The 22,468-nt window shown below is 65.9% G+C and carries 22 protein-coding genes, 1 tRNA gene and 1 pseudogene; 7 read left to right on the top strand and 17 right to left on the bottom strand.

All coding sequences use genetic code 11. The features are described 5' to 3' along the window. Position 1 precedes the first annotated feature (1 nt). The 11 genes from JOF56_RS23995 to JOF56_RS24040 form a co-directional block, all read right to left on the bottom strand. A complete protein-coding gene (locus JOF56_RS23995; RefSeq protein WP_209641785.1) occupies positions 2–1,360 on the bottom strand; it encodes an ABC transporter substrate-binding protein in 1,359 nt (452 codons plus the stop codon). Between the two features lie 73 nt (positions 1,361–1,433). Then, complete coding sequence (locus JOF56_RS24000; RefSeq protein ID WP_209641786.1) at positions 1,434–2,417, bottom strand: 1-phosphofructokinase family hexose kinase; 984 nt, start codon at positions 2,415–2,417, stop codon at positions 1,434–1,436. Beyond that, the gene (locus JOF56_RS24005; protein ID WP_307855232.1) at positions 2,414–3,181 is read right to left on the bottom strand and encodes a DeoR/GlpR family DNA-binding transcription regulator; all 768 of its coding nucleotides are present in this window, start codon (positions 3,179–3,181) and stop codon (positions 2,414–2,416) included. The genes JOF56_RS24000 and JOF56_RS24005 overlap by 4 nt, the downstream gene beginning before the upstream one ends. 132 nt (positions 3,182–3,313) lie before the next feature. Beyond that, positions 3,314–4,114, bottom strand: a complete 801-nt coding sequence (locus JOF56_RS24010; RefSeq protein ID WP_209641787.1) for an SDR family NAD(P)-dependent oxidoreductase — start codon at positions 4,112–4,114, stop codon at positions 3,314–3,316. A gap of 21 nt (positions 4,115–4,135) precedes the next feature. Beyond that, positions 4,136–4,324, bottom strand: coding sequence for a hypothetical protein (locus JOF56_RS24015; RefSeq protein ID WP_209641788.1), 189 nt, complete (start codon positions 4,322–4,324; stop codon positions 4,136–4,138). Positions 4,325–4,450: 126 nt separating this feature from the next. After that, positions 4,451–4,576, bottom strand: coding sequence for a hypothetical protein (locus JOF56_RS59560; RefSeq protein WP_281065480.1), 126 nt, complete (start codon positions 4,574–4,576; stop codon positions 4,451–4,453). Then, positions 4,573–4,764 carry an SDR family oxidoreductase gene (locus tag JOF56_RS24020; RefSeq protein ID WP_209641789.1) on the bottom strand — a complete coding sequence of 64 codons (192 nt, stop codon included), beginning with the start codon at positions 4,762–4,764 and terminating at the stop codon, positions 4,573–4,575. Before JOF56_RS24020 ends, JOF56_RS59560 begins: the two co-directional genes overlap by 4 nt. A 77-nt stretch (positions 4,765–4,841) precedes the next feature. Then, positions 4,842–5,843 carry an alpha/beta hydrolase gene (locus JOF56_RS24025; RefSeq protein ID WP_209641790.1) on the bottom strand — a complete coding sequence of 334 codons (1,002 nt, stop codon included), beginning with the start codon at positions 5,841–5,843 and terminating at the stop codon, positions 4,842–4,844. 143 nt (positions 5,844–5,986) lie between these two features. Then, positions 5,987–6,796 (bottom strand): SDR family NAD(P)-dependent oxidoreductase, encoded by an 810-nt coding sequence (locus JOF56_RS24030; protein WP_209641791.1) that lies wholly within the window; start codon positions 6,794–6,796, stop codon positions 5,987–5,989. Positions 6,797–6,800: 4 nt separating this feature from the next. Continuing rightward, positions 6,801–7,676, bottom strand: a complete 876-nt coding sequence (locus tag JOF56_RS24035; RefSeq protein WP_245378372.1) for a dioxygenase family protein — start codon at positions 7,674–7,676, stop codon at positions 6,801–6,803. Between the two features lie 25 nt (positions 7,677–7,701). Continuing rightward, entirely contained in the window at positions 7,702–8,082 is a 381-nt protein-coding gene (locus JOF56_RS24040) for a DoxX family protein (protein ID WP_209641792.1), read from the bottom strand. Between the two features lie 118 nt (positions 8,083–8,200). Between JOF56_RS24040 and JOF56_RS24045 the strand changes: the two genes are divergently transcribed. From JOF56_RS24045 to JOF56_RS24055, 3 genes are read left to right on the top strand one after another with little or no spacing between them, the layout of a single operon-like run. Beyond that, positions 8,201–8,722, top strand: coding sequence for a MarR family winged helix-turn-helix transcriptional regulator (locus tag JOF56_RS24045; RefSeq protein WP_209641793.1), 522 nt, complete (start codon positions 8,201–8,203; stop codon positions 8,720–8,722). A gap of 60 nt (positions 8,723–8,782) precedes the next feature. After that, positions 8,783–9,448: an SDR family NAD(P)-dependent oxidoreductase gene (locus JOF56_RS24050; protein WP_209641794.1), complete on the top strand. Its 666-nt coding sequence runs from the start codon at positions 8,783–8,785 to the stop codon at positions 9,446–9,448. Between the two features lie 13 nt (positions 9,449–9,461). Next, entirely contained in the window at positions 9,462–10,406 is a 945-nt protein-coding gene (locus tag JOF56_RS24055) for an SDR family NAD(P)-dependent oxidoreductase (RefSeq protein WP_307855233.1), read from the top strand. A 15-nt stretch (positions 10,407–10,421) separates the two neighbouring features. Here JOF56_RS24055 and JOF56_RS24060 read toward each other — a convergent pair whose 3' ends face one another. The 5 genes from JOF56_RS24060 to JOF56_RS24080 all read right to left on the bottom strand — a co-directional run bounded on the left by JOF56_RS24060 (position 10,422) and on the right by JOF56_RS24080 (position 16,668). Next, complete coding sequence (locus JOF56_RS24060) at positions 10,422–11,636, bottom strand: oxygenase MpaB family protein (RefSeq protein WP_209641796.1); 1,215 nt, start codon at positions 11,634–11,636, stop codon at positions 10,422–10,424. Continuing rightward, a complete protein-coding gene (locus JOF56_RS24065; protein WP_307855234.1) occupies positions 11,629–13,116 on the bottom strand; it encodes a flavin-containing monooxygenase in 1,488 nt (495 codons plus the stop codon). The genes JOF56_RS24060 and JOF56_RS24065 overlap by 8 nt, the downstream gene beginning before the upstream one ends. Before the next feature lie 21 nt (positions 13,117–13,137). Then, positions 13,138–14,943: a hydroxysqualene dehydroxylase gene (locus JOF56_RS24070; protein ID WP_209641797.1), complete on the bottom strand. Its 1,806-nt coding sequence runs from the start codon at positions 14,941–14,943 to the stop codon at positions 13,138–13,140. A gap of 121 nt (positions 14,944–15,064) precedes the next feature. Continuing rightward, entirely contained in the window at positions 15,065–15,682 is a 618-nt protein-coding gene (locus JOF56_RS24075; RefSeq protein ID WP_209641798.1) for a TetR/AcrR family transcriptional regulator, read from the bottom strand. 137 nt (positions 15,683–15,819) lie between these two features. After that, positions 15,820–16,668, bottom strand: a complete 849-nt coding sequence (locus tag JOF56_RS24080; RefSeq protein ID WP_209641799.1) for an MFS transporter — start codon at positions 16,666–16,668, stop codon at positions 15,820–15,822. A gap of 989 nt (positions 16,669–17,657) precedes the next feature. On the opposite strand from JOF56_RS24080, the pseudogene JOF56_RS60755 reads away from it, so the two are divergent. Further along, positions 17,658–18,275, top strand: a pseudogene (locus JOF56_RS60755) (recombinase family protein); the annotation flags it as partial. Between the two features lie 861 nt (positions 18,276–19,136). Here JOF56_RS60755 and JOF56_RS24095 read toward each other — a convergent pair. Beyond that, positions 19,137–19,210: transfer RNA gene (locus tag JOF56_RS24095), tRNA-Leu, on the bottom strand. 157 nt (positions 19,211–19,367) lie between these two features. Between JOF56_RS24095 and JOF56_RS24100 the strand changes: the two genes are divergently transcribed. From JOF56_RS24100 to JOF56_RS24110, 3 genes are all read left to right on the top strand, one after another. Continuing rightward, a complete protein-coding gene (locus JOF56_RS24100; RefSeq protein ID WP_209641800.1) occupies positions 19,368–19,964 on the top strand; it encodes an ANTAR domain-containing response regulator in 597 nt (198 codons plus the stop codon). Between the two features lie 229 nt (positions 19,965–20,193). Further along, a complete protein-coding gene (locus tag JOF56_RS24105; protein ID WP_307855235.1) occupies positions 20,194–21,387 on the top strand; it encodes a branched-chain amino acid ABC transporter substrate-binding protein in 1,194 nt (397 codons plus the stop codon). Positions 21,388–21,505: 118 nt separating this feature from the next. Further along, on the top strand, positions 21,506–22,468 hold the full coding sequence (locus tag JOF56_RS24110) for a branched-chain amino acid ABC transporter permease (RefSeq protein ID WP_209641802.1): 963 nt from the start codon (positions 21,506–21,508) through the stop codon (positions 22,466–22,468).

Raw genomic sequence — 22,468 nt, forward strand, 5'->3', positions numbered from 1 at the left:
GCTACTTGGCGTACTTCTTGGCGACCTGCTCGGCCATGGCCTGGCCGTTGGCGAGCGCCTTGTCGACCGTGGTCCCGCCCGCGATCGCGGAGCTGATCTCCTGGGAGACCTTCGTGCCCAGGTCGGCGAACTCCGGAATGTCGACGAACTGGATGCCGATGGTCGGGCGGGGCTGCAGGCCCGGGTTGACCGGGTCGACCTCCTGGATCGCCTTGAGCGTGATGTCGCCGAAGCCGGCCGCGGCCTGCCGGTACTCCGGGATCTCATAGGTCGAGGCCCGCTTGCCGGACGGCACGCGTGACCAGCCGAGTTTCTCACCGACGAGCTTCTCGTAGTCCTTGCTGGACGCCCACAGGGCGAACTTCGCCGCCGCGTCGGCCTTCTTGGTCGTCTTCGGCATCACCCACGCCCAGGCCCACAGCCAGCCGGCGGACTTGGTCTTCACCACCGGCGCGTGGACGTACCCGACCTTGCCCGCGACCTTGCTGACGTTCGAGTCCTCCAGCGAGCCGGCGCCGGACGTGGCGTCGTACCACATGGCGACCTTGCCCTGGCTCATCGCGTTCAGGCACTCGGTGAACCCGGCCTGCGCCGCGCCGGGTTCGCCGTGCGCCCGAATGAGGTCCACATAGAACTTGACCGCCTGGGTGAACTCGGGCGAGTTCACCTGCGCCTGCCAGTCCTTGGTGAACCACGTGCCGCCGAAGGTGTTGACCACAGTGGTCAGTGGGGCGAAGAGCTCTCCCCAGCCGGGCAGGCCGCGCAGGCAGATGCCCTTCATCCCCGGCTCCGCGCCGTCGAGCTTGGCGGCCAGGTCGGCGACCTGCTGCCAGGTCGGCCGCTCGGGCATCGTGAGGCCCTTGGCCGCGACGATGTCCTTGCGGTACATCAGGAAGGACGACTCGCCGTAGAACGGGACGCCGTAGAGCTTTCCGTCCTCACCGGACAGACCGGTGACCATCGGTTTGAGCAGATCGTCGTAGCCGAAGCCCGGATCGCCCTTGGCGTAGGTACCCAGCTCGTGCAGCCAGTCGTTCTTGGCCCAGATGGGTACCTCGTACATCCCCACGGTGGCGACGTCGTACTGACCGGCCCGGGTGGCGACATCCTGGGTGACCTTGTCGCGCAGCTCGTTCTCGGGCAGCACTGTGTAGTTGACCGTGATGCCGGTCTGTTTGGTGAAAGTGTCCGCTGTCAGCTTCTGGATGTCGGTCATCTGCGGGTTGGCGACCATCAACACGTTGATCGACTGACCGCTGCCGCTGTCGCTGCCTCCGCCTGCTCCGCTGCATCCGGCAAGCCCGAGGCTCGCGACGGTCACAACAGCTGATATCAGTGCCACATGCCTCGTTGCACGCATGGCAAACCTCCATGGGAAGGAGTGAAAATGGTGGGGTTACGCCGGTTTGACCCGGCCGGAGCTCAACACGGAGTCACGTGTGTAAGCGGTCTTGGTCTTCCCTGATGGTGGATCCCGCGGCCGTGGTCAGATCCGTGACCGTGACCGTTGCGACGTCGGCCCCGCCCGGGACGTCCCCGGACGTGCCTGGCAGCAGGCAAGCTGCCGTGCCCCAGGCCACCGCACGCGCGAGGCGTTCGCTCGCGATGTCCTCGTCACCGGCCAGCCAGCCGGCCAACAGTGCGTCTCCGGCGCCCGCGGTGTTCACCGGGGTCAGCGGTGGCGCAGCCGCGTGCACCGCTCGCTTGCCGCCACGCTCCACCCACAGCGCTCCATCGGCGCCGAGGCTGACCAGCAGCGCGCTGCCCGTGCTGCGCGACACGGCGACCGCAGCGCCAAGCGCGGCGTACACCAAGCCCCTGCCGTTACCGGAGAGCGTCCGGCCTGTCAGTTCCGCGAGCTCATCCGCGTTGGGCGCGAGCAGGTCCGGTTCGGCCTTGGCGGCGGCGCGCAACGCTGCGCCGGAGGCGTCCACTGTGGTGCGTGCACCTGCCTGTCGCGCCGTCGCCACCAGCCGAGGCACCAAGTCTTCGCTGGCGCCGGGTGGCATCGACCCGCTGATGACCACGTGGCGTGCCTCGCGCGCCCGGGTCGAGACCACCGCCACGAGCGCGTCGTAGTCCTGCTGCGTGAGCGGTTGCCCGGGTGAGTTGATTTTGGTGGTACGGCCCGGCTCCACGACGGTGACGTTGGTCCGGGTCGACACCTGAGTGGGAACCAGAATGTGTGGTAACGCCTCCTCCTCCAGCAGGGCGCGGAGCTGCTCGCCTTCGTTGCCGCCGGCGGTGAGTACCGCCATCGTGGCGATCCCGGCGGCGTGTAGCGCCCGGGAGACGTTGACCCCCTTGCCGCTCGCCTCCACGGTGTCGGTCAGTGCACGGTTGACGCCGTCCGCCACCACCGAGCCGGTGGTGTAAGTGCGGTCGAGGCTGGGATTGGGCGTGACAGTGAGGATCATGCCTGTACCACCTCGATCCCCAAGCGCCGCAACGAACGTAGTTCGCTCTCCGGTGTGCCCCGGTCCGTGACGACCATTTCGATGTCACGGACGTCCGCGAAGCGCACTGACGAGTCGGCTCCGAACTTCGAATGATCCGCGAGCAGGATGGCGCGCCGTGACGACGCGATGGCGCGCCGCTTGACCGCGGCGACAGCCGAGTCCGGACAAGTCAGGCCGTGCGCGACGGTGATGCCATTGGTGCCGACCAGAGCGAGGTCGATGACAAGGTCCTCCAGCATGCGGGTCGCCCACTGGTCCACCGCGCCGAGCGTGTGGCCGCGTACGCGTCCACCCAGGATCATCACGGTGAGATTCGGCTGCTCGGCGAGCCGGCAGGCGATCGGAAGCGCGCTGGTCACCACGGTCAGCGGCCGCTGCGGCTCGAGCAACTCGGCCACAGCGGCCGCTGTCGTCCCCTCGTCGAGGAAAATCGACTCGACATTGTCGAGGTGAGCGAGTGCGGCACGGGCGATCTGACTTTTCTCTTCCGTCCGTGTCGTGGCGCGTGTGACCAATGCGCCCTCGAAGCCCAGCCGCTCGACCGGCACCGCTCCACCGTGGACTCGGCGCACCAACCCGTGCCGCTCCAACGTGTTCAGGTCCCGGCGAACAGTCTCCGGCGCGACATCGAGCAACTGAGCCACGTCATTGACATCGATACGGCCCTCGGCACGAGCGTGCTCGACGAGCCACGACTGACGCTCCACTGCGTACACGTTCACCTGCCCGTATTGGCCTGAATCTGCCCGAACAAGTCCGGCTGTTTCAGGATTTCTACATCGCGGAATGCCCAGCGGCAACATTTCCGCGGTAACGGGCACCGTAAACGTCGAAACGGGCAGAAACGGGCAGATTCAGCTGGGACGGGCCATCCGGGCGTGTTTCGCTGCCTTGAGCCGTTCGGGCAGGAAACGGTTGCGGAGCACGGCGAACTTGGTGGCCCGGTCGCCTCCGACGACGGCGTCCTTACCGGCGAGGAGTGCGTCGACGCCTTGCCGGGCGACGAGCCGTTTGTCGTTCTTCCAACTGTTGTCACCAAAACGGGTGTTGCCCATACCGGCGTTGGCGTGGAAGTCGCTGTCGGTGGCGCCCGGGAGCAATGCGGTGACGGTGATGCCGTGTTCGAGTACTTCGGCGCGGAGCGCTTCGGCGAACATGTAGACGAACGCGCGTGAGGGACCGTAGGTGGTCTCGTACGGAGTGGGCAGAGTGGCGGAGACCGACGAGGTCATCAGAATGCGGCCACGGCGACGCGGAATCATGTCAACCACGACCCGCTTCGCCAGGTGCACAACGGATTTAACGTTCAGATCGATGAGCTTGAGGTCCTCGGCGAGGTCGATGTCGGCGAACGCACCGCCGACACCGACGCCAGCGTTGAGGACCGCAATCTCGAGTGGACGGCCGAGCACGGTGGTCTGCTGCCACAACTGTTCGACATCGTCGTAGTGGGCGAGGTCAGCCCGGACGGCGTGGGCTTCGACGCCAAGCCTGCGCAGCTCCTCGGCGGCGCTGTCGGTGCGGTCGCTACGGCCGGTGACGACCAGGTCGTGTCCGCGGCGAGCGAGTTCCCGGGCGATCTCCAGCCCGATGCCGCCGGAGGCGCCGGTGACCAGCGCGAGCGGTCGGTGGGCACTGTTGGCTGCTGGGGTCAATGGGTCTCCTGGGTCGTGGTGTCAGGTTCGGGTGTCGCGCTGTCCGGGCTCCAGCGTGTCGAGCAGGCGCAGCTCGGCCGAGACGCATCTGCTGACGCCTGCCGTCTCGGCGGCGCTGACCGGTGTGCGCCAGGTCGTGCAGGTGCATGCGGGCGGTTTTGCCCAGCCCCAGGGCATCGGCGATCGCGTCCAGCACCTTTCTGTGGACATGACTCCAGTATGTGGCGTTGGTCAGAGCCGTGCAGGGCGGTCGAGATCGGCGACCGCCGAATCGACGAAGTCGAGATGCGGTCACCCGCGCTCTGCCCGCCCCCGTGCACGAGCATGAAACCGAGGTCACTCATGTTCGAGCGCCTTCAGCCCTGTAGCGATCGGCGTGGTCGGGCGGCCGATCAGCCTGGACAGCTCACCAGTGGTGGCATCCAGCTCACCGCGGGCGATGAACTCGGCCGGGACCGTCATGATCCGGGTGTACTCCTCAGGTAGTTGTAGTCGGCCACCGCGATCCGTACCCCACGGGGCCCGAGGTCGGCGGCCTTGCCTTCGTTGCGGACGGATGCGGTGACGCGGTCGGCCGGGATCTTCGCCAGCAGCCCGTCGATGACGAGACGGCCGAGCATTCCGGTGGCGCCGGTGACGACGATGCTCATGGTTTGCGACAACTCCTTGATGTCGTTGAGGATGGGGCCAGTTCCGCAGGCCGGCCGATCGTGGTCGATGTTGATCGTCAGCGACGGTCGAGATCCCTGCTGCGCAGCCAGTGCGACAGCTCGTCGGCGACCTCGAGGTTGTTGAGGTCCGAGAAGGGGAAGTGTGTGTTGCCCGTGATGCCGATCTCGGGCAACGACTGGACGGTCATGTCCCCGCCACGAGCGTTGACCAGGTCTCGCATCTCCAGGGTTCGCGCCATGACGATGCGCCAGAAGTCGAGGGCAGCGTATGGGCTCGGCGTGGTGGGGATGTTGTCGCCGAAGACCACGTGGATGGGAAGCCTGGTGAGCCGCCGGAACGCGGTCGCCGGGATCACCACGGGGGCGGTCAGGGCTCGGATGGTCGGGTCGGTGGTGGATACGGGCCTGGGGTTGTAGTCGTCAGGCACCACGATCTGGCCCGGCTCGTAGGAGACGATCGCCCGCACATGGGGCTGCCGCGCCGCAGTGAGGTATCCGTACTTGCCGCTGTTGGAGTGGGTGATCAGCACGCTGGGCCCGACTCGGTCGAAGACTGCCGAGACGCCTGCCACGACGACCTCTTGCTCCTCAGGCCCGGTGTCCTGCACGCGTTGGCGCCAGTACTGCTCGACTGCTTCACGGCGTTGAGGAAATTGGCTGCCGGGGAAGAAGTCCGGGTACACGCCGAGCCGGAACAACTGCCACAGCGACCGATCGACAGGCCCTGCCAGTTGGCCCGGCGCATCGGCCGTGGACTGGCCGGCTCCCGCTCTGCGAGGTTGGTCGACGAGGTGTACCGACCAGCCCCGCCGCAGCATGATCGACTGGTAACCCTCCCGGCCGTCGGGCGTGGTCTCCCACGTGCGGCTGAACTGTCCGCCGCCATGCCACAACACCAGTGGAAGGCGGCGGGCACGCACCGGGGTCTGGTAACGCACATAGGCATGGTCGCCGTGATTCGTGTTGCCTTGCGTGCTGATCAACGCGACGGGATCGAACGTGCCGGGTGTTGTCTCGATGGTGCCTCCGGCGGCATAGCTGCCCTGCTCGGCCACCACGAGCGGTCCTGGTCTATGCCCATTGTCCGCGGCTGCGGAGGCGCCTCCGATGACGGATGTCGCACCTGCTGCGGCGGTTGCCGTCGCCGTGGACAGGAAGCGGCGTCGGCTCCAACGCGGACGGATCGGCTTGCTTTCTTCGCTCATGCGCCGGTGAGTTTCCGGGAGACGTCCATGACGTGGTGGGTGGTCGATTCGTCGAGGGCGATTGACGTTCGCCGGTCGAAGTTTCCGGGCTTCTCCCAATACGTAGCGGCAGGCCAGTCGTCGCGTACCGAGGCGTGGACGGCGTTGTGCGCTGCTTTCGTGACAGAACCGTAGAACGCCGGGATGACGGCCGTAGCGAGCAGACGGAAGTACCACGGCTGCATCCGGAAGATGTCCGTCTTCGCCCCGCCCGCGTTCACCACCCCCGCGAGAAGGCCCGGTTCGGTGCGTGCCAGGTAGGCGGCATAGTGGTGGTTGCCGATCTGTACCTGTTCCCGCATCCGTCCGAAGTGGAACGACTCGAACCCGGGAAACACCTGCAGATCGATCGTCGTGGCGAGGGAGACGTGCGCTGTCATCATGACGACGCGTGCACGTTCGGCGCGGCGCAGTGCGGGCAGCAACAGTTGCGTGAGGTGGTAGCGGCTGAGGTAGTTGACCGCGAAGAAGAGATTGAGCCCATCCGCGGTACGCACGTCCTCGAACGTCATCACCCCGGTCGTGTGCAGGACCGCGTCGAGGTGCTCGTGTTCGTCGAGAACGCGTTTGGCCGCATCCCGAACCCCGTCATGAGTGGACAGGTCGACGGAGTGGAACGTGGCTCGCCCACCGAGAGGTCTGACCGCCTGTTCACCTTTGTGGCGATCGCGCCCGAGGATGGCGACGCGGTGGCCCTGGGCCACGAACTCCCGTGCGGCTTGCAGGCCGATACCGCTGTTGCCGCCACTGACCAGAATGGACTTCATGGCCTCACACCGCCGCGTGTGCCGGTACCGGGCGCAGGACGTAGTCGTAGGTGAGAGTGCGATACGGCACGCTCAGGCCACGGGCCTGGTAGTCAGCCAGGTCGTCGTGCAGTTGGGTGGTCTTGACGGCGGATCGGGGAATCGGGCCTTCGATGGTGCCGCTGACGAGCGGGTCGCCGTCGAAGTAGATCTGGGTGGTCAGCGGGATGCAACCGTCTGCCGAGACGATGGAGTGAATGTGCAGGGGTCGCATGCCCGGCAGTTCCAATGCTTTGGTCAGGTCAGTGAGTGGACTGTCCTGTTTGAAGCCGAGTGTCTCAGTGCCGGGCATGACGGTGCGGAACTCGTAGCGTCCCTGGCTGTCGGTGACGATCTTCGCCCGGAGGTTGTACTTCGGGATGCCCGTGGAGTCGTTGGGGATGTCGAGCAGCGGGAAGTCGTCGCTCGTCATTCCGGAGTAGACGCAGTTCGCGTCGATCTGCCAGATGTCGAGGATCGCGCCCGGCAGCGGATCACCCGATGTGGACCGCACCGTACCCGACACGATCAGCGGCTCGCCGGGCTCGTCCGGACGCATCGGTAGCACGGCGGGGCTTTCCAGCAGCGGGGCGCCGGGGATGTAGGCGGGTCCCTCCATCTCCCAGTGGCTCGCGCCGTCCTTCTCTGGGTGAGCATAGGGGGCGCCCTCGGTGGCTTTCAGCACCGTCTTGAAGAACAGGATGCCCGCCGGCTGCAGCTCACCGGCTTCGACGAGCCGCTGGATCCACCCTGTCGCCGCGAACAGTTCCTCGATGGTGACCTGGTGTTTGAGGATGACGTCGTCAATGGCCCGGCGGAGGTCGCCGAACACGACCTGGAGCCTGGTCTCGGGCTTGCTCATGTGGTTTCCCTTTCGGAAAGTGCGGTCAGGAGGTGAACGAGTAGGGGCCGAACCGGCCCCAGGCGACCACGGCCGCCAGGACCAGCAGGACAAGGTTGGCTGGGATCAGCTGTGCTTCCTTGCGGCGGCCGTGGGTGATCGCGGCACCGATCATCAGCAGCACCACGCCCACGGCGGCGAGCGGCACCAGCACCTCCGCGATCCCCAGCAGCGCGGGCAGGATCAACCCGACGGCGGCGAGGACCTCGGCCGTGCCGATGAACCTGACCAGGCCTGCGCTGAAGTCCTCGGTCCACTCGAGACCATTCGAGGCCAGTTTCTCCCTCGGCTGGACGAGTTTCATGCCGCCCGCGACCAGGAAGACCGCGGCGAGCAAGCTCGCGATGACCCACAGAACCACATTCATCGCCGTTCAGTCCTTCGCCTCGTCAGTCCAAGCTTGGAGCAAATGTAGCACGGCTTCATTCCAAGCATGGAGTGATGGAACACTGCGGTTGCTCCAAGCTTGTAGTACAGTGGTGGTCATGGAGGACTCGAGGGAGCCGCGCTGGCTGGATGTCGAGGAGCAGCGGAACTGGTATGCGCTGGCCTATGCGCTGATCCGGCTACCGGCCGCGCTGGACGCGCAGATGCAGCGTGACGCGGGCATCAGCCACTTCGAGTACCTCGTGCTGTCCGGGCTGTCGATGATGCCCGACCGCACCCAGCGGATGAGTGAGCTGGCCGTGTACACCGCGAGCACGCTGTCCCGTCTGTCCAATGTGGTCATAAGGCTGGAGAAGCGGGGCTGGGTGCGTCGCGCCCCGGACCCGACCGACGGCCGCTACACCCTCGCCACCCTCACCGACGAGGGTTGGGCCACGGTCACCGCCGCCGCGCCCGCACACGTCGACGAGATCCGCCGCCTCGTGCTCGACCCACTCACCAAAGCGCAGCAACAACAGGTGGGCCGGATCGCCCAGCGCATCCTCCACGCCATCGATCCTGACACACCCAGTATCGAGGACTGCTTCCCGAAAGCCGCGCCACCGCTCAACGGCGAGTAGCGGACACCGCACCACATCGCACCTTCGGGTGATTTTCGTACCACAGCAAGGAGCTGACGCATGCCCACAATCGCCATCGTCGGAGCCGGACCCGGCATGGGTCTGTCGATCGCCAAGGTCTTCGGTGGCCATGGCTTCGATGTCGCACTGATCTCCCGCGGCAAGGACAACCTCGACGCCCTCGTAGCGCAACTGGCCGAATCCGGCATCACCGCGGAAGGTTTCCCGGCCGACGTCGCTGATCTTTCAGCGCTGACCGCTGCACTGGCACAGGCCACCGAACGCTTCGGCGCCATTGATGTCCTGGAGTACTCCCCGCACAGCGGTCTGACCATGGTCAACCCGCCGGAGGTGACCGTGGACAACCTCCAGCCCGCGATCCAGCACCTCCTCTATGGCGCGGTCACCGCCACCCAGGCCGTGCTGCCCGCCATGCTGACGGCCGGCGCCGGGACGCTGCTGTACACCATGGGTGGCGGCGCCATCGACCCGTACCCGATGCTCGCCACCGTGAACACAGCGCAGGCCGGCCTGCGCAACTGGGTGCACAACCTCCACAAGACCCTTGCCGACAAAGGCATCCACGCCGCGGTCGTGGCCATCAACCTCCTGCCCAGCGCCACTGCCCCCGAAGGTGTCCCGCACGCCGACCCGGACGACATCGCCCAGATCTACTGGGATCTCCACACCCGCCGCGACCGGCCCGAACACCTTGTTGCCGCCTGAAGGGACTATGACCATGACCACCCGCATCACCACGCCATTCACGGCCGAGTCCACCGCAGCCGACGTGACGGCCGGCGTCGACCTGACCGGCCGCCGGGCCGTCGTCACCGGTGGTGCGTCCGGCATCGGCGTCGAGACCGCCCGCGCACTGGCCGGTGCCGGGGCCGCGGTCACCATCGCGGTCCGTGACCAGGCCGCCGGACAGCGCACCGCCCGCGACATCACCGCCAGCACGGGCAACGAGCAGGTCCACGTCGCACAGTTGGACCTCGCCGACCGAGCCTCGATCGCGGGGTTCGTCGCCGGCTGGGCGGGCCCGCTGCACATCCTGGTCAACAACGCCGGCGTGATGGGCCCTCCGCTGACCCGTACCCCGGACGGCTGGGAGCTGCATTTCGCCACCAACCACATGGGCCACTTCGCACTCGCCACCGGCCTGCATCGCGCGCTCGCCGCAGCCGGCGACGCCCGGGTGGTCTCGGTCAGCTCATCCCAGCACCGGCTCTCCCCGGTGGTGTTCGAGGACATCAACTTCGAGCATCGCCCGTATGACCCGAACGTCGCGTATGGACAGTCCAAAACAGCCAACGCGTTGTTCGCGGTCGAGGCCGCCAAACGCTGGTCCGGTGACGGCATCACCGTCAACGCCGTCATGCCCGGCATCATCCGCACCAACCTGATGCGCCACGCCAACCCCGACGACATGGCTCGCGCGCAGGCCAGCGGTCTACTGGACAAGCTGCCATGGAAGACGGTGGAACAAGGCGCTGCCACCTCCGTCCTCGTCGCCGCCTCCCCACTACTCGTGGGAGTCAGCGGCCGCTACTTCGAAGACTGCCAAGAAGCCGGACCTCTCAGCCCGGACAACCCACACGGGGGAGTCGCCGACTACGCACTGGATCCCGGCAATGCCGCGCGCCTGTGGGAGATCACGATCGAGGGCTCCACGACCGCATGATTGTCCCCTTGGTGATCACACACGCAGGTCGCCGATGTCGGGTACGTCTTCGCCGAAGTACTGGTGCAGGAGTTTGCGGATGGATCGGTCGCCGTGGCGTTGGAGGTAGTGGCGGCCTGCGGTGGTCCGGCCGAGGATGTGGTATCGCAAGATGTTGACCGCGAAGAGGGGCGGTATGGCCCAGGGGAGGGTGAACGGCAGGTGTAGGTCACGCATGCCTTTGCGGCCCAGGAAGAAGCTGAGCATGCTGAGCAAGCGCGCCCGGGCGTACTCTCCGCGTAGACCAGCGAGTCGTCCGAAGTGGAGGGTGCGCTGGGCGTCGACGATCGCTTTGGCCAGTGGCGGTCCGGCGGGGGTACCGTAGCTTTGGGTGAGCAGCAGGTGGTAGTTGAGCCGGTGCTGGCGGCGTTCGCTGTCACAGAGCCAGTCCTCGTCCACGCCCATGAGCCAGCCGACGTAACGCCAGAGGTGCATCACCGCGCGCGACTCGGCCGGTGTCACGCGGACGCCGAGCAGCCGGACGCCCAGCAGGGAGACGGCGTTGAACAGGCCGAGCGTCGCGGCTTGGTCGGCCTGGTTGATCGGTAGTCCCCACTGGTCGATGTTCCATCGCCCACTGGTTTCGAACCGGTGGTTGATCAGCGCGTGCATGAGGCGGACGTGCACGGTGAGCTTGAATCCCACGCCGTGGCGCCGCATCGCGTCCGGGCCGGCGATGGCCACGGCCCAATGCTGGGTTTCGGCGAGCCTGCGCTGGGCTGCGGCACCGGTCAAACCACCGGTTTCCACCAGCAGATCAGGCGCGCCGCCGAAACGGTAGGAGCCGATCAGTGCCAGTTGGAGCAGGACGTCGGCGGCGTTGCGGCCGAACCGCCGGAACGCCTGGCCGCCTTCGTTGACCAGGTCGAAATCCACCCAGTCCGGAACGGTGTCGACGACCGTGAAGAAGTCGCGTAGCGGCTGTGGTGCGTCGGGTACCCGGTCGATTCCGCCAGCGATCGCCCGGCTGAACTGTTTCATCGTCACCCTGTCCGGATGACCTGGGGAAGCGGTGCGCATCGCGCGGGCCAGTGCCGCTCCGGTTTCGTCCCGTGCCATCAGTTGCCGGCCGATCGTGTCCAGCAGTGCGGCGTCCGGGGTGTCCTGCCGGGTCAACAGCCGCAATGGCCTGCCCAGCAGGCGGTTGAGTGGTTCGGTCTGGCGGAACCGCAGCGGGGGTGTTTCACGCATCGAGGGCTTCCGTCCGAAGATCAGCGGGCACCGGTGTGACGAGGTGGTAGTCGGTGGGATCGACTCGGCGGGTCCGGCGCCGGTAGCCGGTCATCGAGCCGGGCCAGTTGTTGGTGTTGACCAGATCGCTTGTCAGATACCAGCTGTCGCAGCCGCCGGCGTTCCAGACCGTGGTGGCCAGACGGTGCTGGGTGGCGGTGTCGAAGTCCTGGAGGACGTCGGTGCGTGGGTTCAAGTGTCCGCCGCGAGCGAGGAGCGTTGCCGCGGCGACGATGTAGGTCATCTGGCTTTCGAGCATGTGGACGATGGAGCCGGAGCCGACGTTGGTGTTGGGGCCGTACATGAGGAAGAAGTTGGGGAATCCGGGCACGGTCATGCCGAGGTAGGCGCTGGGGCGGTGCTGCCACACGGTGGTGAGGTCCTGCCCGTTCAGACCGGTGACTCGCATGGGTGCGACGAAGTCGTGCGAGCGGAATCCGGTGGCCAGGATGATGGTGTCGGCCGGGTGCCTGCGTCCGTCCACAGTGACCACTGCATCGGCGCTGATCTCGTTGATGGGACTGGTGATCAGGTTGGTGTTGGGCCGGTTGAGCGCTTGGTAGTAGTCGTTGGAGGTGAGGATGCGTTTACAGCCGACCTCGTACTGGGGAACGAGAGCGGCCCGCAGGCGTTTGTCGTGGATCCGGCGGAGGTTCAACCGGCACAACGCCCGGATCGGCCAGGCCAGCACCCGCCGTCCTCGCGGTGAGATGAGCATCGGGTTGAGGACGAGCTCGAACCACAAGAAAATCCCCAGCCGCGGCACTTTCTGCGCCCACGGCAGCCATCGGTTGAGGGCCTTGCGCAAGGCGGGGTAGCGGCGGTCGGGTTTGGGACTGATCCAGTGGGGTTGACGTTGAAACACGGTCAATCGCCGAGCCTGGGCGGCGACGTGCGGAATGAACTGGATGGCGCTGGCGCCGTTGCCGATCACCGCCACATCCCGCTCGCGCAGATCGTGGCCATGGTCCCAGTCCGCGGAGTGAAAAACCGTGCCCGCGAACACATCGTCCAGCCCTGGGACATCCGGTCGCGCGGGCCGGCTGAGCTGCCCGCACGCGGCCACCAGCACATCGGCAGTGTGGACAGCGCCGTCCTTGGTGTGCAGGATCCACCGGCCGGCGTCGAACACCGCGCGGGTGATTTCGACGCCGAACCGGATATGGCCGGAAATGTCGTACTTCGCAGCGCAATGCCGAAGGTAGGCGAGGATTTCCGGCTGTTCGGCGAACCGGCGCGACCAGCCGGGATTGGGTTCGAACGAGTACGAGTACAGGTGTGACGGGGCGTCGCAGGCCGCTCCGGGATAGGTGTTGTCCCGCCACACGCCACCGAGGTCACTGGCCTTCTCGAAGACCGTCAGGTCGGTGAAACCGGCTTGCTTCAACCGGATCGCCAGGCCGATGCCGCTGAAACCACTGCCCACGATGGCAATGCGCACGCTGTCTCCTTGGTGTGGACCTCAGGGCCAGAAGGGGTCGATGATGTCGTAGGCGTTGGGCAGGCGCAGGGAGTAACGCAGGTCGTCGTCGGCGTGGATGAGCGCGAACTCGCGTGGCTGGTAGAGGGTGAACAGTTTCGCGTGGGGTTCGGATCCGCCGGAGTTGTCGATGATGGCGTTGGCCGCCTTGCGGCCGGCTTCGTTCGCGGCCTCCATCGTGGCCAGGTTGATGTCGGCGCGCACGTAGTCGGAGGCCAGGTACAGGTTGGGAATGGCGGTCCTGGCCTCGGGCCGGTAGTTCCAGGAACCGGGGGTGTTGATCAGCAGGGGTTCGTCGTTGGCGGCGCCCGGTGTGCCGGTGCCGGTGATCGCCGGGTCGATGAAGTGGGAGTGGATGAGCGAGTCGGGCAGTACCGCGGGGCCGAACGGGATGGACCGGCGCAGTTGTTCCTTGATCTCGTCGATGATCTCGGCGGGCGTGCACTGTTTGGCCGGCTTGCCGTACAGGACTCCGGGTTTGTCCCAGGCGGACAGGTCCAGCGAGAGGCAGTCCTGGACGGTGCCGTCGCCGTAGGTGTCGGCGAACTTCTTGCGCCAGAACTGCCCTTGGCTGATCGAGGTGAGCGCCCAGGGCTGACCCGGATAAGTGACGTGACCGTCGCTGAGGTTGAGCGGCCGTTTGAGGTACAGCATGACGCCGTTCATCCAGTCCGTGGTGAGTTTCCGGAGGCTGGCCAGACTGGGGTCGGCGGCGAGGATGTCGGCGTTGAGCAGGGGAACTGCACGCTCGACCGGGACGGCGAGCACGTAGTGATCGGCGTCTACCGTGGACGTCCCAGTGGCGGTGGTGACGCGCGCACCGCTGATCGCGCGGTTGCTGACCTGCAGATCGGTGAGGGTGGCGCCGAGGTGGAAGGTGACGCCGAGGCTGCGCAGATGCTCAAGCCATGGGTCGATCAGCGCCTCGTTGGTCGGCGCGTTGAGCAACCGGTCGGGCGGGCTGTATCCGCCGAGGCCGAGCGTGCTGTACGCCCACGCTTCGGCCATCAGGCCCATGGTCCGCGTGTTGGCCTTGTCCGGTTTGGCCGCGACCAGCGTGCTGGTGAACATGTCCACCAGCACGTCCCGGTAGGTCTGGGACATCCGCGACGAGCGCACGAAGTCCGCGAAGCTCATCTTCTCCCACTGCCCGAGCCTGCGTTTGGGGCCGCTGGTGACGAAGACGATGATCTTTTGCAGGAAGTACGCGACTTCGTGGGCCGGGACCAAGGCACCGAGTTGGAGCGCGGTCTGCAGGAAGGCCAGCAGTGACTGTGGGCTGAGCGTGCCTCCGATGCTGCCCTCCGCCGGGAGCTTCAACGTGATGCCCTTGTAGAACGCGACCTCCTCCCTGCCGGACACGAGGTTGTCGCGTGCGGTGCCGCCGCCGGGCAACGGGATCCGGCTCATCGAGTCCGGAAGGTTCTGGTAGAAGCCGGGAAAGAACCGGAACCCGTGCTCACCCGGCAGATCCAGCCTGCCTCCGGTTCCGGTACCGGGCGACGGCATGCTACGACACTTGCCGCCCCAGGCCTTGCGTTCGTAGACGGTCACTTGGTACCCGCGCTCGGCCAGTTCGTGCGCGACGGTCAGCCCGCCCATTCCGCCGCCGAAGACCGCGACCCGGCGACCGGCGGATCGGGCGCCGGGAACGGCTTGAGCCGCTGGGGTGATGCCGAAGCCTGCCGCGCCCGCGACTGCCGCCCCGGCCGCCAAGGTACCCAAGAACCGCCTGCGGTCGATGCCTGGTTGTTCGGACGTGTTCGACGAGTGGACGTCATCCGCCATTGGAGACTCCTCGACAGGGACACTAACCGACACTGCTGTCGGTTATGGTGTGCGAGCAGCATGATGCGTCCGCCCGGCCGGAGTCAAGCCTCCGGCCGGGCGGCGGAATCGAAAGGGGTGGTCAGGAACGCGGGCCGAGCCCGTCCCACAACAGCCGCATGGCCGCGTTGACGAGCTCTTCTCTGGGCACGTCGCGGTGCCGCGCCCACCATTGGGCCATCCCGTCGAGGCCAGTGATGAGCAGTTCGACCATGGCCACCGCCGCGGGCGACTCGGGATCGAGGCTGACGCGTCGTAGATCCCGCGCCAGCAACGCGGTCACCGCACGGGTTCGTGATTCCCTGATGCCCCACCGGACCGCTTGGATCTCCGCGTCATCCTCGTCGGTCCGGTCGAACAGCAACTTGCGGGCCGCGGGCTGGCTTTCGGCGAAGCTGAAGTAGGCGTCAATCGTGGCGCGCATGCGTTCTTCAGGCGTGCCGGTACCGGTGATACGGGCGCCGACGTGCTCGATCAGCGCGGCATTCTGCTCCTGCAACACCGCCAGCAACAGCACCCGCTTGTTCGGGAAATGGTCGTACAGAACGGATCTGGTGACCCCGGCGGCCGAGGCGATCGCGCTCATCGCCGTCGCGTGATAGCCGGTGGCAGCGAGCACCTCCAGCCCGGCCTGGACAATCTTCGCGCGCCGTGCGGGACCACGCAGACGTGAACGCACCGGCCGGGCCACCTCTGCCATCACACCTCCCCGATCGACCAATCCGACCCTACCCGACATCAGCGTCGGTTATCGGCATCAGGCCGCGGACGCGGACGACCCGGTCATGGTCAGCAACGCGACCATGACCGTCAAGGTGAAGCCATAGGACGCCGAAGTCACCTGACGTTCTCATGCTGAGGCCTCAGCGGACCAGCGAGCGTGGCTGCGCCGATGGCGAGGAGTGCGACGATGCCCATCTGGACGTATTCGACGTTGGCGAACGCGTGCGGGATGTCGCGTGGTTCCAGCGTGAGGTAGAGGATGCCGAGGGTGGCCACGCCGAGCGCGAGGCCGCTCTGCTGCAAGGTGATCAGTACTCCACTGCCGACGCCGCCCAGGTGGGCGGGGACGTCGGCCAGCACGCTGTGGAACAGTCCGGTGAACAGGATCGACTGTCCGGCACCTACCACCGCGAGCGGCACAGTAGTGGTCCAGAGGCTGACGTGCGGCCATGCCGTGACGAGCACGATCACCGGCGATGTGAGTCCTAGGAGTTGGACGACTGCGCCGGCGGTCAGTGCGGCCCGTCCGAATCGGCTGATCAGCCCTGGGGCGGCCAGGGAACCGGCGAAGAACAGCAAGGCCATCGGCAGGATGGCCAGGCCGCCGTGCAGGGCGTCCTCGTGCAGTCCGTTTTGGACGGTGAGGGCGAAGACGAACATGAAGGCGCCGAAGCCGATGCTGAACGCGAACACCATTGCCAGTCCGCGGGACATCGATGGCAACCGCAGCAGCGACGGTGGCAGCAGCGGGATCTCCCCGCGCTGCTCGGCTCGCTTCTCCACCACGACGGTGGCGACGCCGAGGACCACCGCGAGTGCGAGCAGCAGCCATGTCCACCACGGCCATCCTAGTGACTGTCCTTCGGTCAGCGGTACCAGCAGGGCGGTGAGGGTGGCGGCGAACAGTTTTGCGGCAAGTCTTCGAGTTGAGCCGCTTGGAGATCCACTTCGACAAGCGGACACACCAGGCTCGCTACCAGGTCACACTGCATCCCGAGACGATCAACGCGCTCAGCGACCTGCTGGCCGGAATCGTTGTCCCGCTTGAAGATCATCCATCAGTTCACAGTCGGCCCGGCACCTCGAAACCGCGGCTACGTGAACGTGCCGACCTACGGAAACCGACCGATAGTTCAGTAACACTTCGCGGAATCTTGACCGTTGCAGCCACTCTTGACCTGGGCTGAAATCTGCTCCGCAGGGGTTTGTCCCAGGCGGCGCAAACCCCTGCGGAGACTTCCGCTCGACGAGCCTTTTACGACGGGGTCGCCCCATGACTGCTGAGCACCCCAACAAGTCATGCCAGCCTTCGGTGGACGACACGGACTCGACCAGGGGGACGGTGATTCCGTTCCCTCTGGCCGCTCGGAACCCAAATGATTACCGGACCGAGAGGTGGAAGCTCGCCGTCGAAGTCCGCGGGGTCGGCGGAGCCGAGGGGAGTGGCTGCGTCGCGAACTCTCTGCCGTTGTTCGGGAGCTTCTCTTGTGGGCCCGCGAGGACCTGTCCGGTTCCGAGCTCTCGGACGATCATGAGGAGCGAGCTGCATGACTATTCGTAAGCCGGATCCACCGATGCCTGCAGCCGAATCTCACGTGGGTCGGGCTGGGTTGAGCGATCTGGCGGTGTCGCCGTTTGGCTTGCCGCTGGCGTTGCATGCCAAGGAAGTTCGCGTGGCGTGGGTTGGTAGGACCTCCACCGAGGAACATCAGGATCCCCGTCAATCGCTCCTGCGTCAGTTGGGGCGATCCAAGTCCGCCTTGCCCGAGTCCTGGGTGGTCGTCTGCCACTTCTACGACGTCGAGTCCGGTCGCATGGAACTCGACAAGCGTGGCCGAGGGGCGAACTACGAACGCTTCGACATCCCGATCGCGCGCGATGGCGACATCGCTGATCTACTGCAGGAGGCCAAGCGGCCGGACCGCCGGTTCGATGTGGTCATCTGCGAGTCGATGTCGCGTCTGGCCCGCAAGATGTTCGAAACCCTTTCAGCGGAGCGGGAACTCGAACGCGCTGAGATCCCCGTGTTCGCCTCCAACGAGCCGATCCTGCTCACCGGAGGCCGCGCCCAGCAGATCCTCCAGCGGCGGATCAACCAGTCGGTGGCCGAGTACGAAGTCCTCAACATGCTGGAGCAGTCGTGGGGCGGCACCTGCACCCACGTCCGCGAGGGCTACAACATCGGCAAACCGCCGCACGGCTACAAGGCCAAGAAGTTCCGGCACCCGAACCCGGTCAAAGCCGAGAAAGGGCTGACCAAGTCCCGCCTGGAACCAGACGGGCTGAAGGGTGAAACGGTCACTCTGATGGCGAAGTGGCGCTACTACGAGAGGCTCGGCGCCGACACGATCGCAGAGCGGCTGAATCTCAATCTGGAGAAGCATCCGCCTCCGGAACCGCCGGGTGGCCTGCGGACCCGGGGCGCGTGGTCCAAGTCCAGTGTGGCCGAGATCCTGAAGAACCCGAAGTACACCGGTTACCAGGTCTACAACCGCCGAGCACGGCGGAGTCGAGGCGGACGCAACAAGCCCAACCCGCCGGAGATGTGGGTGTGGTCGCCGGAGCCGGCGCACGAGCCGCTGATTCCCAAGTGGATGTTCGATGAGATCAACGCGCAGAGCAGCGAACGCCAAGGCTCTCGCGATGGCGCAAGCATCAAGAAAGATCCTCGTGCGAAACGCACCTACCTGTTCCGGCGCCGGGTGCTGTGTGATTGCGGCCGTCGGATGATCGGTAACCCGCGGCATGGCCGGACCTACTACCGATGCCACCCGGAAAACAACAACCGTGGACGGCCGGACAAGTACGAGGGTCATCCGGCCACCATCTACATGCGAGAGGACCTCGTTGTTGATGCAGTGAATGAGTTCTTTGCGCATCGTGTCTTTGGCAATGCCCGGCGCGAGATGTTCGTCGCCGGGCTGGATCAAGCAGGCGACGACGATCGTCGCCAACGTGACGAGCAGCGCGAGCGTCTCCAGCGCAAGGTCGCAGACGCGACGAGGAAACAGGACAACGTGCTTCGGCAGGCCGAGAACGCCGATCCCAGCGACCCGTTCGCACAGGGTTTGCGCAATCGCTACAACGAGCTCGAAGCCGAACGACAGGCAGCTCTATCAGCCATCGCCGAGCTCGACTCGCAGGAGGCTCAGCAGCCAGACCGCCCGAGCCTGGACGCCGTAGACCTCTTGGAAGCGTTGCCGCAGCTCGCAGTGAACCTGCATCGAGCGCCACAGGAGCAGCTGAACAGGTTGTTCGATCTCACACAGTTGACCATCCAGGTCCACTACAAGACCGGCGAAGCGACACTCACCGTGACGCTGCCACAGGACCACATTCCGGAAGTCGCCGAAACAGCCAGCGAATTGGAGGAGAAAAGCCCAATGGGATGCAGCAAAACGGCAGGTCAAAGCCTGTGTGCATCCTGTACGTGCCCCCGGTGCGACTCGAACGCACACTGGACGGATTTTGAGTCCGCTGCCTCTGCCGATTGGGCTACGGGGGCGTGGGAGGGGACTCTACGGGATCGGGTTGGGTGGGGCTGGAGGTGGGTGGGGGTGTGTGTCGGATAACTCCGCTGCGGGGGCGTGGGGGTGTGTTGTGCCGGTACGCTGCTGTTTCCGGCTTTTGATGTCCCTAACTACGGCGACAGGAGGACCCCGGTGACCGAGGTGGCTACCGAGGCCCGTGTGCAGCGGCGAGTGCTTGTCGCTGAGGATGAGGCGCTCATCCGGCTTGACCTGGTCGAGATGCTCAACGAGGAAGGGTATGAGGTCGCGGGGCAGGCCGCGGACGGTGAGGAGGCCGTGCGCCTGGCCACCGAACTCAAGCCTGACCTTGTCATTCTTGACGTGAAGATGCCGAAGATGGACGGCATTGAGGCCGCTTCCTCCATCGTGGGGGATCGGGTTGCTCCGGTGGTCATCCTGACCGCCTTCTCGCAGCGGGAGCTTGTCGAGCGGGCGCGGGATGCCGGCGCCATGGCCTACTTGGTCAAGCCGTTTGCCAAGCATGACCTTGTGCCCGCTATCGAGCTTGCTGTCAGCCGGTTCTCGGAGATGCAGGCCTTGGAGAACGAGGTGGCGGGGCTTACCGACCGGCTTGAGACGCGCAAGGTTGTCGAGCGCGCCAAGGGCCTGCTCATGAGCAAGCAGAGCCTGACCGAGCCGGAGGCTTTCCGGTGGATCCAGCGGACCGCCATGGATCGGCGAACCACCATGAAGGCTGTCGCTGAGGCCGTGGTGGACTCGCTGTCGTGAATTCGTCCCATCATGGGATGCTGGTTACCGTCCGTGTTCGCTTGGGCGGTCAATCCGTAGTTGTCTAGGCCAAATGTCATCGCGTGATGGCGACTACCGTCACGATGTGGATACAGAGCAGGGGTGCATCTGTCCATCAGATGGTACGGCGGCTACTTTGCTCCCCAGCCAAGTCCCAGGTGGGGCTTACGCCTGTTTCAGGCACCCGGTTGGTCTTTGGAGGAACGTAGTGTCAAGAACACGACTCGTAGGAGCCTTGGCGTTGGTGGCCACCGCCTCCCTCACGCTGAGCGCCTGCGCCGGTAGCAGCAACTCGCCGGGCGGCACCACGGGTGGCAGCGGTGGCGACGCGCCCGCCTCGATCAAGGTCGGGTTCATGGGCGACCTGACTGGCGAGAACTCGGCCATCGTGATCCCGCCGCGCAACGGCGCGAAGATGGCGATCGACGAGTACAACAAGTCGAACCCCAAGACCAAGATCGAACTGGTCGAGTACGACAGCCAGGCCAAGACCGAGCAGGCCACCGCGCTGACCCAGAAGGCCCTGACCCAGGACAAGATCTCGGCCCTGATCGGCCCGGCCTTCTCCGGTGAGTCCAAGGCCGTCGGCGCGATCCTCGAGCAGGGCAAGATCCCGAGCGTCTCGCCGTCGGCGACCAACCCGGGCCTGGCCAAGAACAACTGGACCTTCTGGCACCGCGTCGTGGCCAACGACGACGACCAGGGCCCCGGCATCGTCAACTTCCTGATCTCGGCCAAGAGCCCGAAGAAGGCCTACGTCCTGAGCGACGACCAGGAGTACTCGGTCGGCATCGCGGACGCGTTCGAGAAGACCTTCAAGGACAAGAGCATCCCGGTCGACCGGGACAAGTTCGCCAAGGACGCCTCGGACTACTCGTCCACGGTCAACAAGGTCCGCGCCGCCAACCCTGACGTCGTCGTCTTCGGTGGCTACTACGCCCAGGGCGCCCGGCTGATCAAGCAGCTGCGTGACGGCGGCGTGAAGGCGACCTTCGCCACCGGCGACGGCTCGCTGGACATCCAGCTGGTGACCGGTGCGGGTGCCGCCCAGGCCGAAGGCGCCGTCATCGGCTGCCCGTGCAAGATCCCGTTCGACACCGCCACCGGCGCGCTGAAGGACTGGGCGACCAAGTACAAGGCCGCCGCCGGTGCCGACCCCGCGATCTACGCGACCGAGGGCTACGACGCCGCGACCGCCATCATCAAGGCAGTCCAGGCCGGCAACACCACCGGTGAGAAGATCAACGAGTTCCTGAAGACGGTCAGCTTCGAGGGCATCTCCAAGCCGATCAAGTTCAAGGCCAACGGCGAGCCCGAGGCCAACTCGATCTTCGTCTACCAGGTGGTCGGCGGCAAGATCAAGCTGCTCGGCCCGTCGGCCGAGGCCAAGCTCGAGGGCTGAGTCCGGCGGAAGCCAGGACGACACTCATCGCTGGGGAGCGGGAGTCCCGAGTGGACTCCCGCTCCCGCCTTATGTCTCCACTTCTTCCCGATTTAGTCCAATAAGGCCACGAGACACCATGAATGAGTTCATCCATCAGTTCGGCCCGAATACCGTGGACGGACTGCGAGTCGGCGCCATCTACGCGTTGGTGGCGCTCGGCTACACGATGGTCTACGGCGTGTTGCGACTGATCAACTTCGCGCACTCCGAGATCTTCATGATCGGTACGTTCGCCTCGATGTTCGTGCTGAGCAACATCCTCGGCCTGTCCGCGCCGCTGTCCGGCCTGGCCGCGATCGGCGTGCTCCTGCTGATGATGGCGTTCTCGGCCGCCGTATCCGGCGGCTCCGCCGTTCTGCTCGAACAGGTGGCCTACCGGCCGCTGCGCAAAAGAGGTGGCACCCGCCTCGCGGCCCTGATCTCCGCGATCGGCGCGTCGCTGTTCCTGCAGGAGTTCTTCAAGCTGGTCGTCATCAAGCCGATGACCGGCATCCCCGGCACCAACGAGGTGCCCACGCCACGCCTGGTCGACCGGGACGTCGTGTTCACCATCGGCAACGCCGAGGTCCGCACCGACCACCTGATCGTCATCATCGCCGCGGTGGCGATGATGATCGTGCTGGACCAGCTGGTGAACCGCACCCGCATCGGCCGCGGTATCCGGGCCACCGCCCAGGATCCCGAGGCCGCGACTCTGATGGGTGTCAACATCGACACCATCGTGCGAGTCACGTTCCTGCTCGGCGGCGCGATGGCGGGTATCGCCGGCGCGCTGTACGTGCTGGAATTCGAGATCATCAAGTACAACATCGGTTTTGTGCTGGGTATCAAGGCCTTCACCGCAGCTGTGCTCGGCGGTATCGGCAACCTGCGCGGTGCCCTGCTCGGCGGGATCGCGCTCGGTCTCATCGAGAACTGGGGCGCGATCTTCCTCGGTTCGGAGTGGAAGGACGTCATCGCGTTCGCGGTGCTGGTCCTGGTGCTGATGTTCCGGCCGACAGGCATTCTCGGTGAATCCCTGCAACGGGCACGAGCGTGA

Source organism: Kibdelosporangium banguiense (assembly GCF_017876405.1).
In the GTDB taxonomy this organism is placed as follows: Bacteria; Actinomycetota; Actinomycetes; order Mycobacteriales; family Pseudonocardiaceae; genus Kibdelosporangium; species Kibdelosporangium banguiense.

What these genes read in the sequence shown, in the direction of transcription:
- JOF56_RS23995 (WP_209641785.1), bottom strand. Translation starts at nt 1,360, where the DNA reads ATGCGTGCAACGAGGCATGTGGCACTGATATCAGCTGTTGTGACCGTC.
- JOF56_RS24000 (WP_209641786.1), bottom strand. Translation starts at nt 2,417, where the DNA reads ATGATCCTCACTGTCACGCCCAATCCCAGCCTCGACCGCACTTACACC.
- JOF56_RS24015 (WP_209641788.1), bottom strand. Translation starts at nt 4,324, where the DNA reads ATGTCCACAGAAAGGTGCTGGACGCGATCGCCGATGCCCTGGGGCTGG.
- JOF56_RS59560 (WP_281065480.1), bottom strand. Translation starts at nt 4,576, where the DNA reads ATGACGGTCCCGGCCGAGTTCATCGCCCGCGGTGAGCTGGATGCCACC.
- JOF56_RS24020 (WP_209641789.1), bottom strand. Translation starts at nt 4,764, where the DNA reads ATGAGCATCGTCGTCACCGGCGCCACCGGAATGCTCGGCCGTCTCGTC.
- JOF56_RS24030 (WP_209641791.1), bottom strand. Translation starts at nt 6,796, where the DNA reads ATGAAGTCCATTCTGGTCAGTGGCGGCAACAGCGGTATCGGCCTGCAA.
- JOF56_RS24035 (WP_245378372.1), bottom strand. Translation starts at nt 7,676, where the DNA reads ATGAGCAAGCCCGAGACCAGGCTCCAGGTCGTGTTCGGCGACCTCCGC.
- JOF56_RS24040 (WP_209641792.1), bottom strand. Translation starts at nt 8,082, where the DNA reads ATGAATGTGGTTCTGTGGGTCATCGCGAGCTTGCTCGCCGCGGTCTTC.
- JOF56_RS24045 (WP_209641793.1), top strand. Translation starts at nt 8,201, where the DNA reads ATGGAGGACTCGAGGGAGCCGCGCTGGCTGGATGTCGAGGAGCAGCGG.
- JOF56_RS24050 (WP_209641794.1), top strand. Translation starts at nt 8,783, where the DNA reads ATGCCCACAATCGCCATCGTCGGAGCCGGACCCGGCATGGGTCTGTCG.
- JOF56_RS24055 (WP_307855233.1), top strand. Translation starts at nt 9,462, where the DNA reads ATGACCACCCGCATCACCACGCCATTCACGGCCGAGTCCACCGCAGCC.
- JOF56_RS24060 (WP_209641796.1), bottom strand. Translation starts at nt 11,636, where the DNA reads ATGCGTGAAACACCCCCGCTGCGGTTCCGCCAGACCGAACCACTCAAC.
- JOF56_RS24070 (WP_209641797.1), bottom strand. Translation starts at nt 14,943, where the DNA reads ATGGCGGATGACGTCCACTCGTCGAACACGTCCGAACAACCAGGCATC.
- JOF56_RS24075 (WP_209641798.1), bottom strand. Translation starts at nt 15,682, where the DNA reads ATGGCAGAGGTGGCCCGGCCGGTGCGTTCACGTCTGCGTGGTCCCGCA.
- JOF56_RS24110 (WP_209641802.1), top strand. Translation starts at nt 21,506, where the DNA reads ATGAATGAGTTCATCCATCAGTTCGGCCCGAATACCGTGGACGGACTG.